Raw genomic sequence first — 17,339 nt, 5'->3', positions numbered from 1 at the left:
ATGGCATGGCGAACAGCGCCCGATCACCGGGCCTGCCACCACGAGTACGTCCGCACGTCACCTTAGGTTCAATCCGACCTGCCCGGAATTCACCCGTCCGCAGCCGCCGCGACCTCCCGAGCCCACCGGTAGTCCGCCTTGCCGCTCGGCGAGCGCCGGATCACGTCCGTGATCACCAGCTGGCGAGGGATCTTGTAGCCCGCGAGATGGGTGCGGCAGTGGGACTGGACGTCCTCCAGGGAGGGCCGTACCGCGCCCGTCCGCAACTGCACCACCGCCGCCACATGATGCCCCCACCTGGCGTCCGGCACCCCGGCCACCAGCGCGTCGTACACATCGGGGTGGGACTTGAGCGCCTGCTCGACCTCCTCCGGGTACACCTTCTCGCCCCCGGTGTTGATGCACTGCGAGCCGCGCCCCAGCACGGTGACGACACCTTCGTCGTCGACGGTGGCCATGTCGCCGAGCAGCACCCAGCGCTCGCCGTCCTTCTCGAAGAAGGTCTCGGCGGTTTTCCGCGGGTCGTTGTAGTAGCCGAGCGGCACATGGCCGCACTGGGCGACCCGGCCCACCTCACCCACGGCGACCGGCTCATGGGTGGCCGGATCGACCACCTGCGTACGGGAGTTGACGCGGATGCGGAATCCGCGCTCGGGCCCGGAGTCCTCCGTCGCCGTACCGTTGAAGCCGGACTCGGAGGAGCCGAAGTTGTTCAGCAGCATCACGTTCGGGACCAGCTCCTGGAACTGCCGGCGCACCGTGTCCGACATGATCGCCCCGGACGACGAAACGCTGAACATCGACGAGCAGTCCGTGCCCTTGAGAGGCCCGCTCAGCGCGTCGACCAGCGGCCGCAGCATCGCGTCGCCGACCAGCGACACGCTGGTGACCTTCTCCTTCTCGATGGTGCGAAGGACGTCCTCCGGCGCGAACTTGCGGTGGATCACGATGCGTTGGCCGAAGTTGAAGCCGATGAAGGCGGTCAGCGTGGACGTCCCGTGCATCAGCGGGGCGGTCGGGAAGAAGGTGATGCCGTCGCCGCTCGCCGCCACGCGCTCGGCGAGTTCCTCCGGCTTCCGCACCGGCTCACCGGTCGGCGCGCCGCCGCCCAGGCCCGAGAAGAACAGGTCCTCCTGGCGCCACATCACGCCCTTGGGCATCCCGGTGGTGCCGCCGGTGTAGATGATGAACTGGTCGTCCGCCGACCGCGCCGGGAATCCCCGCTCGGGCGATCCGGCCGCCTCGGCGTCCGCGAAGGCCACGGCCGGCACGACCGGTGCCTCGGCCGCACCGGGCGTCGCACCGCCCACCCGCACCAGGTGCCGCAGCCCGTCCACCCGTGGCAGCGCCGCCGCCACCCGGTCGGCGAACTCCGCCTCGAAGACCAGGGCCACCAGATCGGCGTCCCGGTAGAGGTAGACCAACTCCTCTTCCACGTAGCGGTAGTTGACGTTGACCGGCACGATCCGCGCCTTCAGGCAGCCCAGCACCGTCTGGAGGTACTCGATGCCGTTGTAGAGGTGGAGCCCGAGATGCTCGCCGGGGCGTATCCCGCTGTCGATCAGATGGTGCCCGATCCGGTTGGCGGCCGCGTCCAGCTCGGCGTACGTCAGACGGCGCTCCGCACCCGTGCCGGGATGGTCGATGTACACGAGCGCCTCGCGGTCCGGCACCGCGTCGACGACCGACTCGAACAGGTCGGCAAGGTTGTACTCCACCGCTCCTCCTGCCCTCGCTCTCCACCGGTGCCGGTCATCAGAGCAAAGGGCGGCACAACTGTGAAGGGTCCGCGCACAAGAAATCTGACTACCTGTCAGAAAACCCTTGAAGTGCCCCGGCGCCTCCTGCAACCTGTTCTCGTTCTTTCAGAGGGGAGATGGGCGATGGGTGGGACGGAACACCTCACCGTGCAGCGCGAGGGCGCCACACTGGTGCTCACGCTCAACAGGCCTCAGGCCAAGAACGCGCTCTCGTTGGCCATGCTCGTCGGCCTCTACGACGGCTGGCTCGAGGCCGACGCCGACGACACGGTCCGCTCGATCGTGTTCACCGGTGCGGGCGGCTCGTTCTGCGCGGGCATGGACCTCAAGGCCCTGGCCGGGCAGGGCATGGCGGGGGAGCAGTACCGCGACCGGCTCAAGGCCGATCCCGACCTGCACTGGAAGGCGATGCTGCGCCACCACCGCCCCCGCAAGCCGGTGATCGCCGCCGTCGAGGGGTACTGCGTCGCGGGCGGCACCGAGATGCTCCAGGGCACCGACATCCGCGTCGCGGGCGAGTCGGCGACCTTCGGCCTGTTCGAGGTCAAGCGCGGCCTGTTCCCGATCGGCGGCTCCACGGTCCGGCTGCAACGCCAGATCCCGCGCACCCACGCCCTGGAGATGCTGCTCACCGGACGCCCGTACAGCGCCCGCGAGGCCGCCGACATCGGCCTCATCGGGCATGTCGTGCCCGACGGCACGGCGCTGACCAGGGCGCTGGAGATCGCCGAGCAGATCAACGCCTGCGGTCCACTGGCCGTCGAGGCCGTCAAGGCGTCGGTCTACGACACCGCCGAGATGACCGAGACGGACGGCCTCGCCGCCGAACTGGGGCGAGGCTGGCCGATCTTCGACACCGCCGACGCCAAGGAAGGCGCCCGCGCCTTCGCTCAGAAGCGGCCGCCCGTCTACAAGCGTTCCTGAGGAGGGACCACCGTGCCGGAAGTCCTCAAAGCCCCCTTGGCCGTCGAGTTCCCCTTCACCCGTTCCCTCGGCCCCGTGCAGAGCGCCTTCCTCACCGGCCTGCGCGAACGCGTCGTGCTCGGGGTGCGCACCGGCGACGGCCGCACCCTCGTCCCGCCCGTCGAGTACGACCCCGTCACCGCCGAGGAGATCCGCGACCTGGTCGAGGTCGCCCCCACCGGCACGGTCACCACCTGGGCCTGGAACCACGCCCCCCGCCGCGACCAGCCCCTCGACACCCCCTTCGCCTGGGCCCTGGTCCGCCTCGACGGCGCCGACACCGCCCTCCTGCACGCCCTCGACGCCCCCGGCCCCCACGCCGTGCACACCGGAATGCGCGTCCGCGTCCGCTGGGCCGAGGAGCGCACCGGCGCCATCACGGACATCGCCTGCTTCGAGCCGTACGACGGCGATCCGGCCCAGCCCACCGGCGCCGACAGGGAGTTCGAGGACCCGATCACCGGCATCGTCGCCCCCGCCCGCCTCGACTACACCTACTCACCCGGCCGGGCCCAGAGCGCGTACATCAACGCCCTGGCCGAACACCGCAACGTCGGCGAACGCTGTCCGTCCTGCCACAAGGTGTACGTGCCACCGAGGGGTGCGTGCCCCACATGTGGGGTGGCCACATCGGAACAGGTCGAGGTAGGTCCCCACGGCACGGTCACCACCTTCTGCATCGTCAACATCAAGGCGAAGAACCTCGACATCGAAGTGCCGTACGTCTACGCCCACATCGCCCTCGACGGCGCCGGCCTCGCCCTGCACGGCCGCATCGGCGGCATCCCCTACGACCAGGTGCGCATGGGCCTGCGGGTCGAGCCGGTGTGGACGGAAGGCGCCCGCTACCCCGACCACTACCGGCCCACGGGCGAGCCCGACGCGGACTACGACACCTACCGGGAGCTGCTGTGAACCGCGAGATCGCCGTCGTCGCCTTCGCCCAGACCGACCACCGGCGCACCAGCGAGGAGTTCTCCGAGGTGGAGATGCTCATGCCCGTACTGCACGAGGTGCTCGCGCAGACCGGCCTGAAGACCGCCGACATCGGCTTCACCTGCTCCGGCTCCAGCGACTACCTCGCCGGCCGCGCCTTCTCCTTCACCCTCGCCCTCGACGGCGTCGGCGCCTGGCCGCCGATCTCCGAGTCGCACGTCGAGATGGACGGCGCGTGGGCGCTGTACGAGGCGTGGACCAAGCTGCTGACCGGGGACGCCGACACCGCGCTCGTCTACTCCTACGGCAAGTCCTCGCCCGGCCCGCTGCGCGACGTCCTCACCCGCCAGCTCGACCCCTACTACGTCGCCCCCCTCTGGCCCGACTCCGTGGCCCTGGCCGCCCTCCAGGCCCAGGCCCTCATCGACGCCGGCGACACCGACGAACCCGCCCTCGCGGCGGTCGCCGCCCGCAGCCGCACCGACGCCACCGCCAACTCCCATGCCCAGCTGCGCGGTTCGGTGGCGCACGGGGACTACGTCGTACGACCGCTGCGTACCGGCGACTGCCCGCCCATCGGCGACGGAGCCGCCGCCGTGGTCCTCGCGGCGGGGGAGCGGGCCCGTGAGCTGTGCGACCGGCCCGCCTGGATCCGGGGTGTCGACCACCGCATCGAGGCGCACAGCCTCGGCGTGCGCGATCTGACCGACTCGCCCTCGACCCGCCTCGCCGCCGAGCGGGCGGGCGCGTTCGAACGGCCCGTCGACACCGCCGAGCTGCACGCCCCGTTCACCTCGCAGGAGGTCGTCCTGCGCAAGGCGCTGGGGCTCGACGACGGCGTGCGCGTCAACCCCTCCGGCGGGGCGCTCGCCGCCAACCCCGTCATGGCCGCCGGGCTCATCCGCATCGGAGAGGCCGCCGCCCGGATCCAGCGGGGCGAGTCCGACCGGGCGCTCGCGCACGCCACGTCCGGCCCCTGTCTGCAACAGAACCTGGTCGCCGTACTCGAAGGGGATCCGCGATGAGCAAGGAGCCCGTGGCCGTCACAGGGATCGGCCAGACCAAGCACGTCGCGGCGCGCCGGGACGTGTCGATCGCCGGGCTCGTCCGGGAGGCCGCCCGCAGGGCGCTCGACGACGCCGAACTGACCTGGGCGGACGTCGACGCCGTAGTCATCGGCAAGGCGCCCGACTTCTTCGAGGGCGTGATGATGCCGGAGCTGTACCTCGCCGACGCGCTCGGCGCGGTGGGCAAGCCCATGCTCCGGGTGCACACGGCCGGCTCCGTCGGCGGATCCACCGCCCTCGTCGCCGCCAACCTGGTCGCGGCCCGCGTCCACGGCACCGTGCTGACGCTCGCCTTCGAGAAACAGTCCGAGTCCAACGCCATGTGGGGACTGTCCCTGCCGATCCCCTTCCAGCAACCCCTGCTGGCCGGGGCGGGCGGGTTCTTCGCCCCGCACGTACGCGCGTACATGCGGCGCAGCGGCGCGCCCGACACGGTCGGCTCCCTGGTGGCGTACAAGGACCGGCGCAACGCGCTCAAGAACCCCTACGCGCACCTCCACGAGCACGACATCACCCTGGAGAAGGTCCAGGCCTCGCCCATGCTGTGGGACCCGATCCGCTACTCGGAGACCTGCCCCTCCTCCGACGGCGCCTGCGCGATGATCCTCACCGACCGCGCCGGAGCCGCCCGCGCGCCCCGGCCGCCCGCCTGGATGCTCGGCGGCGCCATGCGCAGCGAGCCCACCCTGTTCGCGGGCAAGGACGCGGTGTCTCCGCAGGCCGGCAAGGACTGCGCGGCCGACGTCTACCGGCAGGCGGGGGTCGCCGACCCACGCCGGGACATCGACGCCGTCGAGATGTACGTGCCGTTCTCCTGGTACGAGCCCATGTGGCTGGAGAACCTCGGCTTCGCCGCCGAGGGCGAGGGCTGGAAGCTCACCGAGTCCGGGGTGACCGAGCTGGACGGCGATCTGCCCGTCAACATGTCGGGCGGTGTCCTGTCCACCAACCCCATCGGCGCCTCCGGCATGATCCGCTTCGCGGAGGCGGCGCTCCAGGTGCGGGGACAGGCCGGGGAACACCAGGTGGAGCGGGCCAGGAAGGTGCTCGGACACGCCTACGGCGGCGGATCGCAGTTCTTCTCGATGTGGCTGGTGGGGTCCGAACCCCCGGATGCGTGAAAGTCTCCGCAAAGGTCCCCCTCACGTGGCCTGTTGGCGGTTGAGGTCGATCGCTAGGCTGACCGCGGACGACGCAATCGGGAGGAGCACGGACGTGGCCGAGACCACCATCCAGCAGCAGCCGCTCGCAGGCTGGGACAAGCCCGAGCTGGACCTCAGCAACGCCGAGTGGCACTCCAGCAGCCGTGGCCTGGGGGATGTCCAGATCGCCTTTGTCGAGGGATTCATCGCGATGCGCAACAGCGGCCGCCCGGAGAGCCCTTCCCTCATCTTCACGCCCGCCGAGTGGGGCGCCTTCGTGTCGGGAGCACGGGAGGGGGAGTTCGACCTCACGTGATCACGCGCGCGGTCTGACGGGCCGTTCCGGGTGTGTTCCGCCCGTTTTTCCGGACACGCGACCTCGAGAACCCCGCCGGGGCCGCTGCCTGAGCCAGGCTGGCCCGGTAGCGGAGAAGGTCGTCTCCCGGAGGTGAGGAACCCATGAGCACCCTGCCGGTCATCGCTGCGGTCGACGGTTCGGACGACAGCCTCGTCGCCCTGGACTGGGCCTTCGACGCCGCCCTGCTGCGCGAGGCGCCGCTGCGGGTGGTCCACGTGCAGCAGTACGTCGCCTGGGTGGGCGCCGAGATCCTGCCCGCCGGGCACCCGGACACCGAGGCCGATCCGGTGATCGGCGCCGTACGCCGGTATCTGGCCGGGCGCGTCGAGCGGCCGGTGACGGAGTACCTCGCCCTGGCCGGGGCGCCCGGTGCGGCGCTGCCCGAACAGGGCTCCAACGCCCAGCTGCTGGTGCTGGGCAGCCGGGGCAGGGGCGGCTTCGTCGGCCTGCTGCTCGGCTCCAGCGGCATGACCGCCGCACGCGACGCCGAGTGCCCGGTCGTGGTCGTGCCCAAGCCCGGGCGCCAGGTGCACGGCGACATGCCGATCGAACCGGGCCCCCGCGTCGTCGTCGGCCTCCAGGTCGACAGCCCCGACGAGGCCACGCTGTCCTTCGCCTTCGCCGAGGCCGCCCGGCGCGGCGCCCGGCTCCAGGTCGTCGCCGCCTACGCCTGGCCGCTGCACCTGTGGACGGCGACCACCGCCCAGGCCGTGCCGCCGTTCGCCGACCAGGACGCCATCGAGGCCGAGACCCGCACCCTCGCGGAAGGCTTCCTCGCCCCGTACCGCGAACGCCACCCCGAGGTCCGCGCCGAGCCCCACGTGGCCCCCGGCGACGCGGCCGGCCACCTGGTCGCCGCCTCCAAGGACGCGACCCTGGTCGTCGTGGGCCGCCACCGGCGCCGCCTGCTGGCCCCCGCCCGCATGATGGGCTCGGTCACCCAGGCGGTCCTGCTGCACGCCGCGAGCCCGGTGGCGGTGGTGCCGCCCACGCCGCCGGAGGAGTGAGGGCACGCGCCGTCTCCCCCAACTCCCGTAGGGACCAAGGGGGTTGCTGTACACGTGCGGCAGGCCCTGGCGGCGGGACAGGACGCGGCCCTCGGCCTCGGCGTCCCGGGCGGCGGCCCCCGGGACACGGCTTCAGCACGGGCACGTCGCCCACGGCGTGGAGCGGCATGATCGCGGCCGTAGGGCGCCCGCTGCCGACGGGCAACGGGATGTGCCGGCGCGGGAGGACCGCCGTCGCAGCATCCGGGGCCCGGGGTGTCACCCCCGGAGCAGCGCTCCAACCTCTGCCCTCACGTCACGGAACACGCCCGGCCACGTACCATGGCGACATGTCGTTCCTCCGCCGCCGCAGCGCCACGCCCGCCGGGCCCGACTTCGACGTACTGGCCATGGACCCGGGCGACTGGCCCGGCAATCTGGGTGCCGGTCTGCTGCCCGCTCCCGACGGCAGCTGCCAGGGCGTCTTCCTGCGTTACGACCTGTTCGGCGGCCGCGGTCCGGCGATGATCATCGGCAACCTGCCCGAGGGCTCCCCGGCCCGCGAGGTGCCGGAGGGCGAGATCCCGTTCGAGGTCGCGCAGCTGCTGCTGGCGCTGGACAACGACGAGGAGATCACGGTCGTCGGCAGCGAGGACGTGCCCGTGATGCAGGGCGACAACCTCCTGATCGTGCGCCGGCTGAAGCTCTCCGAGAGCCGGATCTCCTGCGTCCAGTTCGACCGCAGCGACAACGTCCTGGTCACCATCGCCGCCTGGGACCGCCCCATCACCGACGACCTGTACGCCCTCCTGAAGCCGCTGCCGGCGGAGCTCTTCCAGCAGGGCTGAGTCGCCCCCGCGCCGCCGTCCCCGCGCAGCGCGCTGCCCGCTCGTCTTGTCATGACCCTTGTCGCAGAGTCATCGGATCTCTAGCGTCAGGGGTCATGTCGTATGAGCCTCATGGGATCACTCGAAGGACCACCTTGACAGCAGCGGTCGGAGGGGTCGGAGGGCTTGCCCTCGGAGCCGGAGCCGCAGAGGCTGCCGCCGCTGATTCCTCCGATGTGTCGAGGAGATCATCGGTTCTCTGGTACGCCACCCCGGCCGCCGACTGGGAACGCGAAGCCCTGCCCATCGGCAACGGCGCCCTCGGTGCCATGGTGTTCGGCACGCTCGCCTCCGAACGGCTCCAGTTCAACGAGAAGACGCTCTGGACCGGCGGCCCCGGCTCCGTCCAGGGCTACGACCACGGCAACTGGCGCGCACCCCGCCCCGGCGCGATCACCGCCGTACAGGACGACCTCGACGCGCGGACCGCCCTCGACCCCGAGACGGTGGCCGACCGGCTCGGCCAGCCAAGGGCCGGCTACGGCGCCCACCAGACCTTCGGCGACCTCCACCTCGACCTGCCCGGCGCGCCGACGACACCGCCGGCGGACTACCGGCGCGAGCTGGACCTCGACAACGCCGTCGCCACGGTCGTCCACACCCACCAAGGCACGCGCCACCAAAGGGACTTCTTCGCCTCTCACCCCGACGGCGTGATCGTCGGACGGCTCGCGGCCGACCGGCCCGGCAACGTCACCTTCACCCTGCGCTACACCTCGCCGCGCGCCGACCACACCGCCACCGCCGCCGACGGCACCCTCACCGTGCGCGGCACGCTCGCCGACAACGGCCTGCGCTTCGAGGCGCAGGTCCGGGTGCGCGCCCAGGGCGGCACCGTGACCTCCGGCGCCGACGGCACCCTCACCGTGACCGGCGCCGACAGCGCCTGGTTCGTCCTGGCCGCCGGAACGGACTACGCCGACACTTACCCCGACTACCGCGGCCCGGATCCGCACGCCGCCGTCAGCCGCGCCGTGGGCGAAGCGGGCGACCGCTACCAGTCCCTGCTCGTCCGGCACGTCCGCGACCACCGAGCCCTCTTCGGCCGTGTCGGCCTCGACATCGGCCAGTCACTGCCCGCGGACGTCCCCACGGACCGACTCCTGGCCGACTACACCGGCGGGACGAGCGCCGCGGACCGCGCCCTGGAGGCCCTCTACTTCCAGTACGGCCGCTACCTGCTCATCGCCTCCTCACGCCCCGGATCCCTGCCCGCCAACCTCCAGGGCGTCTGGAACAACAGCACCACACCCCCCTGGTCGGCGGACTACCACACCAACATCAACCTCCAGATGAACTACTGGCCCGCCGAGGCCGCCAACCTCGCCGAGACCACGGCGCCCTACGACCGCTTCGTCGAGGCCCTGCGAGCGCCCGGACGCCGTACGGCACAGGAGATGTTCGGCTCGCGCGGCTGGGTGGTGCACAACGAGACCAACCCCTACGGCTTCACCGGAGTGCACGACTGGGCGACCGCGTTCTGGTTCCCCGAAGCGGCGGCCTGGCTCACCCAGCAGATGTACGAGCACTACAGATTCGGCGGCTCCACCGACTACCTGCGCGGCACCGCGTACCCGGTCATGAAGGAGGCCGCCGAGTTCTGGCTCGACAACCTGCGCACCGACCCGCGCGACGGAACCCTCGTCGTCACCCCCAGCTACTCACCCGAGCACGGCGACTTCACGGCCGGCGCCGCCATGTCGCAGCAGATCGTGCACGACCTGCTGACCAACACCCTCGAAGCGGCCCGGATCCTGGGCGACACGCCCGAGTTCCGTCGCCGCGTCGAGGAGGCGCTGACCCGGCTCGACCCGGGCCTGCACATCGGTTCCTGGGGCCAACTCCAGGAATGGAAGCAGGACTTGGACGACCCCGCCGACACCCATCGGCATGTCTCGCATCTGTTCGCCCTGCACCCCGGGCGGCGGATCGAACCCGGCAGCAAGTGGGCGGACGCCGCCAAGGTCTCCCTGACCGCACGCGGAGACGGTGGCACCGGCTGGTCCAAGGCCTGGAAGATCAACTTCTGGGCCCGGCTGCGCGACGGCGACCACGCCCACCGGATGCTCCGCGAACAGCTCAGGTCCTCCACCCTGCCCAACCTCTGGGACACCCACCCGCCGTTCCAGATCGACGGCAACTTCGGCGCCACCTCCGGAGTCGTGGAGATGCTCCTGCAGAGCCAGTTCGACGTCATCGAGGTACTTCCCGCCCTGCCCGCCGCCTGGCCGGCCGGCTCGGTGCGCGGCCTGCGCGCCCGCGGCGGCGCCGTCCTCGACATCGAGTGGGCGGACCGACGGGCGACCCGCATCGTCGTCGAGGCGACACGCACCCGTGAACTCACCATGAGCAGTGATCTGTTCGAGGACGGGCGGCTGACCTTCAAGGCGGTCGCGGGGCGGCGCTACACCTGGGAGGCGACGGACTGACCCCTACGAGCCGGAGGGCACCACCCGCACGTCGGCCGCCCGCACATACCCCACCCGATGACCGAACTGGATCTCGTAGTACAGGTCCTTGCCGGTCACGACCCGGTGCGAGGCCTCGTCGAAGGTCACCGCGTAGTAGTACTCGCCCGGCACCTTGCCGCCCACCGCGTACCGCTGGCCGGCCGGCAAGGTGTACGGCAGCGCCGACACCGTCTGCGCCGGGACGCCCTCCGGATAGGCGGCGGCCTCGGGATAGGCGCGCCCGTACACCGGGACGCTCGTCAGGCCGGCCTTCGGCGTCACCACCTGCCCCGCCGCGTTCACCGCGGTCGGGTTCTTCCTCGGGTTCCTGAACCACGCCTTCTGGCCCAGGTACCAGATCGCCGTCCAGTCACCGTCCCGGCCGGCGACCGCGTACTGCTGCCCGGTCGAGACCCGCGACGACAGGTCGTTGACGCCCTTGGACGGGGTGGAACCCAGGCCGATGTCCTTGATCAGGGGATACGACTCACCGGGACCGGAGTACAGCCGCACCGCGCTCGAACCGTGGTCCGCGCAGGGCCGGCCGGCGGTGACACAGCCCGTGTACTCGGGCCGGTTGGTGGCGTAGTCGGGGCGGATCGTCACCAGGCCGCCGTTCGGGCCGGCGGTGGGTACGAGGGGGCGGCCGAGCAGCTCGAAGTAGTGCCGCCAGTCCCAGTACGGGCCCGGGTCGGTGTGCATACCGCTGATCGTCGACGCGGTCGGACCCGGCACGGTGTCATGGCCGAGGATGTGCTGTCGGTCCAACGGGATGCCGTACTTCTTGGCGAGGTAGCGGACCAGGCGCGCCGAGGACCGGTACATCGCCTCCGTGTACCAGGCGTCCGGCCGCGCCAGGAAGCCCTCGTGCTCCAGGCCGATCGACTTGGCGTTGATGTACCAGTTGCCCGCGTGCCAGGCCACGTCCTTGGCCTTCACATGCTGCGCGATGTGACCATCGGTGGAGCGCAGGGTGTATTGCCACGACACATAGGTGGGGTCCTGCACCATGTTGAGGACACCGTCCCAGGCGCCCTCCGTGTCATGGATGACGATGTACTCGATGCGCTGCGAGGCCGGACGACCGCCCAGGTCGTGATTGCCGTAGTCGCCCTCCCCGAACTCCTCGTACGGCGCCGGGACCCACTCGCAGGACACCGTCGGCGGGCACTCGGTCTCCGTGGCGTCGAGCGTGCGCAGCCCCGCCCGCCGCAACTGCGCGGTGTCGGGGGAGAGGTCCGGCTGGGCGGCCAGGGCCACGAGCTGGCCGGAGTCCGTCTCGCGTTCCTGCCCGGTGCGCAGCACGGCGTAGACGTCGTTCGCGTACGCCGCGGCCGTCGCCGTGTCGTCGGCCCCGGAGAACCGGGCCACCGCGCCGTACCAGTCCGCCGGGTCGGAGCTGAGCGGGCGGCCCAGCTCCCGCTGCGCGGCGGCGAGCAGCGCGGCGCCGCCGGCCACGTTGGCGGCCGGGTCCGTACGCAGTTGCCTGCGGCTCAGCCCGGTCAGCTCGGCCGCCTTCGGCAGCGTCCTGAGGCGGGCCGGGACCTCGGAGGACTTCGGCGGTTTCGCCTTCGGGGTCAGGGCCGGGCGGGCGCTGTCGCCGCGCGGGTCCTCCGAGCCGTCGCCGTGGTGCGAGTCGGCCTCGGCGAGCGCGGTGCGGGCGTCGGTGAGGTGCATCGGGCCGTAGCCGCCGGTCACGCTGGCCGCCCCGCCGTGCGCGTCCCAGCGGGACTGCAGATAGGAGACTCCGAGCAGGACGCTCTGCGGCACGTGGTACTCGGCGGCGGCGGAGGCGAAGGCCGACTGGAGGCCGTGCTCGGAGTTCCGGGTGTCGGACGGGGCCGCGCCGAGCAGAGGGAGCAGCAGTGCCGCGGCGGCCAGGGCGGTGACGGATCCTCGCAATGCAGCCTCCTGGGACGGTCGGGCGCGATGAGCCGTGCGGGGCCGGGCGTGGGTCTGTGGTACCGGCTGTCCGACGATCCGTCAATCATGCCAAGAGGCGGGTGAATTCCCTCGTCACCGGCGTCCCCGGGAGTTTCGTGGTGACGGCGTCCTGGCCTGCGGGGTGTCAGAGGCGTACCCCGATGGCCGCACACACGAAGGCCCGCGGTACGCCAAGGGCGTACCGCGGGCCACCGTCCCCGTCAGCGAGTGCCGACCGCCGCGCGCACGGCCCGCCGGGCCAGCTGACAGTCGTCGTGCAGCCGCCTCAGCAGCAGCCGCTGTTCCTCGCCGGACGGCGCAGCACCCGGGTGGGCCACTCCCGGTGCCGCCGGGGTCGCGTCGTGCATCGAACGCTGCACGGCCGTCTCGTAGGTACGGATCTCACGGGTCAGCACCAGCATCAGGTTCACCAGGAACGCGTCCCGCGACGCCGGACCCGCTGTCTGGGCGATCTGGCTGATCTGCCGCCGGGCCACCGGCGCGTCCCCGAGCACCGACCACAGCGTCGCCAGGTCGTAGCCCGGCAGGTACCAGCCCGCGTGCTCCCAGTCCACCAGCACTGGACCGGCCGGTGAGAGCAGGATGTTCGACAGCAACGCGTCGCCGTGGCAGAACTGGCCCATGCCGTGCCGGCCCGCGCTCGCCGCGATGCCGTGCAGCAGCTTCTGCAGATCGCCCATGTCCCGGTCGGTGAGCAGCCCCAGCTCGTGATACCGGGAGATCCGGGCGGCGTAGTCCAACGGCGCGTCGAAGGTGCCCGCCGGCGGCCGCCAGGTGTTGAGCCGGCAGATCGCGCCGAGTGCCGCCCTGATGTCCGCGCGCGGTGGCACCTCGGCCGGGTGCCGCTGCAGGGCCGCCACCCGGCCCGGCATCCGCTCGATGACGAGGACGCCGTTGTCCGGATCCGCCGCGATCAGTCTCGGCACCCGCACCGGGGGGCGGTGCCGGACGAACGAGCGGTATGCCGCTATTTCGTGCCGGATCCGCTCGGCCCAGGCCGGCGAGTGATCCAGTAAACACTTGGCGACGGCCGTGCTGCGCCCGGTCGTGCCGACCAGGAGCACGGATCGCCCACTGCGGCGCAGCACCTGGACCGGCGCGAACTCCGGGCAGATCCGGTGCACCGACGCGATCGCCGAACGCAGCTGGGCGCCCTGGGGGCCGGACAAGTCGAGTCTCCCGCTGAGCGGTTGGGTGCCGAGCCCCGCGGCGCGCGGCGGTCGGCCCGCACCGAGTACAGGGGTGGCCGCCGGCCGCGCGGGGGCGAGGTAGGGGCCGCCGCCCGCCGGGCGGGCACGCAGCGACCGGGGCGGGGCGGACACGGAGGACGATGCTGCGTACATGGGAGAGACAGATCCCTTCGTGTGCCTGCGACGTCAAAGCGCTGCCCGATCCGGTCGCCCGGGTGCACCCTGGGGAATGTCCCTCGGCGAACCGGGTCGGGGTGGCGCGTTCCTACCTGACACCCGATGCGCAGTGGCACACCATCTGGCGCACCCTGGCGAACCCTGGCGAATAGTCCCGAGGCAACTCTCGCGGGGCTACTGTCAACTCAGCCGAGAACCTGGGGGCTTGAAGTGAGCGGAGAACCCAACACCCGCCTGGCGGACCTGTTCGGCCTGGCCGGCTGGTCCAAGGGTGAGCTCGCGAGGCTGGTCAACCGGCAGGCGGCGGCCATGGGCCACCCCCAGCTGGCGACCGACACCTCGCGGGTGCGGCGGTGGATCGACATGGGAGAGATCCCGCGCGATCCGGTGCCGCGGGTACTGGTGGCCCTGTTCACCGAGCGTCTCGGCCGTGTCGTGACCATCGAGGACCTCGGTCTGGTCCGGCACGGGCGTGCGGGGAAACGGCAGGACGGCGGGAGTGTGGAGCATCCCGACGGTGTGCCGTGGGCGCCCGAGCGGACGGCTGCGGTCCTCACCGAATTCACGGGAATGGACCTCATGCTCAACCGACGCGGCTTGGTGGGCGCGGGTGCCGCGCTCGCCGCGGGATCCGCACTCAGCAGCGCCATGCACGACTGGCTGCACACCGACCCGGCCCTCAAGGCCGACGCCCCCCAGTTCGACGACCCCCTGCACGCCGACCCGGCCGGGTTCGACCGCTACGAGGCCGCTCCCATCGGGTCGCAGGAGATCGAGGAACTGGAGCGCTCGGTAGAGGTGTTCCGGGCCTGGGACGCGGCCCGCGGCGGCGGGCTGCAACGCAAGGCAGTCGTGGGCCAGCTCAACGAGGTGGGCGGCATGCTCGCCTACCATCACCCCGAACATCTCCAGCGGCGCCTGTGGGGCGTCGCCGCCAACCTCGCCGTTCTCGCGGGCTGGATGTCGCACGACGTCGGCCTGGAGCCCACGGCCCAGAAGTACTTCGTCATCGCCGCCCACGCGGCCCGGGAGGGCGGCGACCGGCCCCGCGCCGGGGAGGCGCTCTCCCGAGCGGCTCGCCAGATGGTGCACCTCGGCCGGCCCGACGACGCACTCGACCTCATGAAACTGGCCCAGTCCGGCTCCGGCGACGAGGTGCTGCCGCGCACCAGGGCCATGTTCCACACCATCGAGGCCTGGGCACAGGCGTCCCAGGGCAAGAGCCAGGCCATGCGCCGCACCCTCGGACAGGCGGAGGACCTGTTCGTCTCCGACAAGGGCGACGTGCCGCCGCCGAGCTGGATGCAACTGTTCAACGAGGCGGACCTGTACGGCATGCAGGCCCTGTCCTACCGCACACTGGCGGAGTTCGAGCCGGGCGCCGCCGTGCACGCCCAGCACTACGCGGAGCGGGCCCTGGCGCTGCGCGTCGACGCGCAGGAACGGTCGAAGATCTTCGACTTCCTGTCCATGGCCTCCGCCTGCTTCATCGCCGACGACCCCGAACAGGCGGACAGTTTCGCCCGGCTCGCCCTGGTGTCGATGGGGCAGAACTCGTCCGGCCGCACCTGGGACCGGCTGCGCCAGATGTACCGGCTCACCGCCGAGTACTCCAGCTACCCGAAGATCCATGAACTGCGGGAGGAGATCCGGTTGGCGCTGCCCAAGGCGAAGCGGCCGGGCGGCGACAGCGCACCGGCATAGGGGACTTCCCCTAGGACACCACCCTGGCCACGAGCACGCAGGCGTCGTCCGCGCGCTCACTCTCACCGAACTCGTCCACGACCAGCCGTACACAGTCCTGTGCCGTGTCTGTCTCGCCGAGGCGGGGGCCCAGGCCGAGGAGGAGGCTCACCGAGTCCGCTCCGCTGTGCCCCGGCACCAGTCCGTCGGTGTGCAGCAGCAGCAGGTCGCCCACTTCGAGGGTCTCCTCGGCCTGGGCGTACTCGGCCCCCGAGGAGGCACCGAGCAGGACGCCGTCCGGCGCGTTCAGCCTGCGCCCCGTCCCGTCGCGGAACAGCAGCGGGGCGGGGTGTCCGGCCTGCGCCCAGGTCAGGGTGCGGGTGTCGGGGCGGTAGCGGCAGCACACGGCGCTGCCGAGGGCGGGCTGGACGGTGGCGTCGAGTAACTGGTTGAGCCAGGACATCAGTTGCCCCGGCTGGGTGCCGGCCATCGCCATGCCGCGTACGGCGCCCAGCAGGGTCGCCATGCCGGAGGTCACGGCGACTCCGTGGCCGGTGAGGTCGCCGACGCTCAACAGCGTCTCGCCGTCGGCCAGTTCGAGTGCGTCGTACCAGTGGCCGCCGATCAGTGCGCTCGTCGACGACGGCAGGTGGTGGGCCGCGAGGTCGAGTGTCTCGGGGCCTTGGTGCGGGAGTCGCAGGGAGCCGCGCCACGGCGGCAGCACAGCTTCCTGCAACTCGACCGCGAGCCGGTGCTCGGTCTGTGCCAGGTGCCGGTGGCGCTGGAGCGAGTCACGGGTCTCACTCACGGCGCGTTGGCTTCGGCGCAGTTCGCTGACGTCCCGTAGCACGGCCCACATCGAGGCGGTGCTTCCGTCAGAGTCGAGCACGGGTTCGCCCATCATGTGCACGGTCCGGGCCTCGCCGTCCGGCCGTACGATCCGGAACTCCCCGTCGATGGGCTTGGCGTCGACCAGGCAGCCGGTGACCATCGCCGTCAGCTTCGGCCGGTCCTCCTCGAGCACCACGGACGGCAGCTCGTCGAGGCTGAGCGGCGCCGACGCGGGGTCGCGGCCCAGGATCTGGTAGAGCTCGCCGGACCAACCGGCCTCGTCCGTCAGCAGGTTCCACTCCGCGCTGCCGACCCGGCTGAGCAGCGATCCGCTCCGGGGCGCGGGCGCCGACGGTGTGGCGGGCGGGCCTTCGCGGAGCTGCCCGAGGTGCTCGTCCAGGTCGTTGAGCTGGTGCAGCGCGAGGTCGCACAGCGCTCGCTGCCACCGCTCCCGCGGATCCGAACCGTCGCTCCGGGTGTCCCGCCGCACGGCGTCGACATCGCCCTTGAGCCGTCGCGTCTGCGATATGAGCGCGTCGACCGAGCCGCGCCCGGGCGGCTGGGCGGCGGGGTGGTCCGCAGAGACATGGGGCGGCATGACGCACTCCGAGGCGGGGACGGTACGACCAAGGCTGACGGAAGGACCGTTACGACTGTTGCACAGCCCGCGACGCCCTGTAAGGGATTTGGCAACACCCGTTGCGGTGGTGCGTCTGGCATATGCCAGAGTCTTCTCCGGGCGGTCGAGTCACGCGAATTGTGTACGTGGCCGAGGGGATCAAGTCGTAGTCGGCGTACGGGATTTGATGGCCCTTCGCGGCGATCGAACGGCCCTCATGCGCATGTTCGAGGGCCGCGTGTTCCAGGGGTGTGGCGAAAGTGGCCCTCGATCGTTCGGTTGCACCCATCTGGGGTGATGCAGCTCACAAAATTGACGTGCACGTCGGTGTAATGCGAAGGGCACC

General features: G+C 71.6%; 13 protein-coding genes. 9 read left to right on the top strand and 4 right to left on the bottom strand.

What is annotated here, in order from left to right:
• Positions 1-89 precede the first annotated feature (89 nt).
• Positions 90-1,718 carry an acyl-CoA synthetase gene (locus tag IM697_RS26070; protein ID WP_194038537.1) on the bottom strand — a complete coding sequence of 543 codons (1,629 nt, stop codon included), beginning with the start codon at positions 1,716-1,718 and terminating at the stop codon, positions 90-92.
• A gap of 165 nt (positions 1,719-1,883) precedes the next feature.
• Here IM697_RS26070 and IM697_RS26065 point away from each other — a divergent pair, with 165 nt between their 5' ends.
• The 8 genes from IM697_RS26065 to IM697_RS26030 all read left to right on the top strand — a co-directional run bounded on the left by IM697_RS26065 (position 1,884) and on the right by IM697_RS26030 (position 10,528).
• Positions 1,884-2,684, top strand: a complete 801-nt coding sequence (locus tag IM697_RS26065; RefSeq protein WP_194038536.1) for a crotonase/enoyl-CoA hydratase family protein — start codon at positions 1,884-1,886, stop codon at positions 2,682-2,684.
• 12 nt (positions 2,685-2,696) lie between these two features.
• Positions 2,697-3,638 (top strand): Zn-ribbon domain-containing OB-fold protein, encoded by a 942-nt coding sequence (locus IM697_RS26060; RefSeq protein ID WP_194038535.1) that lies wholly within the window; start codon positions 2,697-2,699, stop codon positions 3,636-3,638.
• Positions 3,635-4,684 carry a thiolase domain-containing protein gene (locus tag IM697_RS26055; protein ID WP_194038534.1) on the top strand — a complete coding sequence of 350 codons (1,050 nt, stop codon included), beginning with the start codon at positions 3,635-3,637 and terminating at the stop codon, positions 4,682-4,684. Before IM697_RS26060 ends, IM697_RS26055 begins: the two co-directional genes overlap by 4 nt.
• Positions 4,681-5,847, top strand: a complete 1,167-nt coding sequence (locus IM697_RS26050) for a thiolase domain-containing protein (protein WP_194038533.1) — start codon at positions 4,681-4,683, stop codon at positions 5,845-5,847. Before IM697_RS26055 ends, IM697_RS26050 begins: the two co-directional genes overlap by 4 nt.
• A 94-nt stretch (positions 5,848-5,941) precedes the next feature.
• Positions 5,942-6,184, top strand: coding sequence for a DUF397 domain-containing protein (locus IM697_RS26045; protein ID WP_194038532.1), 243 nt, complete (start codon positions 5,942-5,944; stop codon positions 6,182-6,184).
• Between the two features lie 143 nt (positions 6,185-6,327).
• Positions 6,328-7,233, top strand: coding sequence for a universal stress protein (locus IM697_RS26040; RefSeq protein WP_194038531.1), 906 nt, complete (start codon positions 6,328-6,330; stop codon positions 7,231-7,233).
• A gap of 329 nt (positions 7,234-7,562) precedes the next feature.
• Positions 7,563-8,060 (top strand): hypothetical protein, encoded by a 498-nt coding sequence (locus IM697_RS26035; protein WP_194038530.1) that lies wholly within the window; start codon positions 7,563-7,565, stop codon positions 8,058-8,060.
• Between the two features lie 134 nt (positions 8,061-8,194).
• The gene (locus IM697_RS26030; RefSeq protein ID WP_407699551.1) at positions 8,195-10,528 is read left to right on the top strand and encodes a glycoside hydrolase family 95 protein; all 2,334 of its coding nucleotides are present in this window, start codon (positions 8,195-8,197) and stop codon (positions 10,526-10,528) included.
• 3 nt (positions 10,529-10,531) lie between these two features.
• Here IM697_RS26030 and IM697_RS26025 read toward each other — a convergent pair whose 3' ends face one another.
• Positions 10,532-12,451: an N-acetylmuramoyl-L-alanine amidase gene (locus IM697_RS26025; protein ID WP_194038528.1), complete on the bottom strand. Its 1,920-nt coding sequence runs from the start codon at positions 12,449-12,451 to the stop codon at positions 10,532-10,534.
• A gap of 242 nt (positions 12,452-12,693) precedes the next feature.
• Complete coding sequence (locus tag IM697_RS26020; RefSeq protein ID WP_194038527.1) at positions 12,694-13,836, bottom strand: aminoglycoside phosphotransferase family protein; 1,143 nt, start codon at positions 13,834-13,836, stop codon at positions 12,694-12,696.
• Between the two features lie 234 nt (positions 13,837-14,070).
• On the opposite strand from IM697_RS26020, the gene IM697_RS26015 reads away from it, so the two are divergent.
• Positions 14,071-15,564, top strand: coding sequence for a DNA-binding protein NsdB (locus IM697_RS26015; protein ID WP_194038526.1), 1,494 nt, complete (start codon positions 14,071-14,073; stop codon positions 15,562-15,564).
• Between the two features lie 10 nt (positions 15,565-15,574).
• Here IM697_RS26015 and IM697_RS26010 read toward each other — a convergent pair whose 3' ends face one another.
• Positions 15,575-16,972: a PP2C family protein-serine/threonine phosphatase gene (locus IM697_RS26010; protein WP_194038525.1), complete on the bottom strand. Its 1,398-nt coding sequence runs from the start codon at positions 16,970-16,972 to the stop codon at positions 15,575-15,577.
• Between the last annotated feature and the right edge of the window lie 367 nt (positions 16,973-17,339).

The sequence above is a fragment of the Streptomyces ferrugineus genome, from assembly GCF_015160855.1.
In the GTDB taxonomy this organism is placed as follows: domain Bacteria; phylum Actinomycetota; class Actinomycetes; order Streptomycetales; family Streptomycetaceae; genus Streptomyces; species Streptomyces ferrugineus.
The sequence above is the reverse complement of the archived record's forward strand: the minus strand, read 5'-3'. Positions and strand labels throughout refer to the sequence as shown.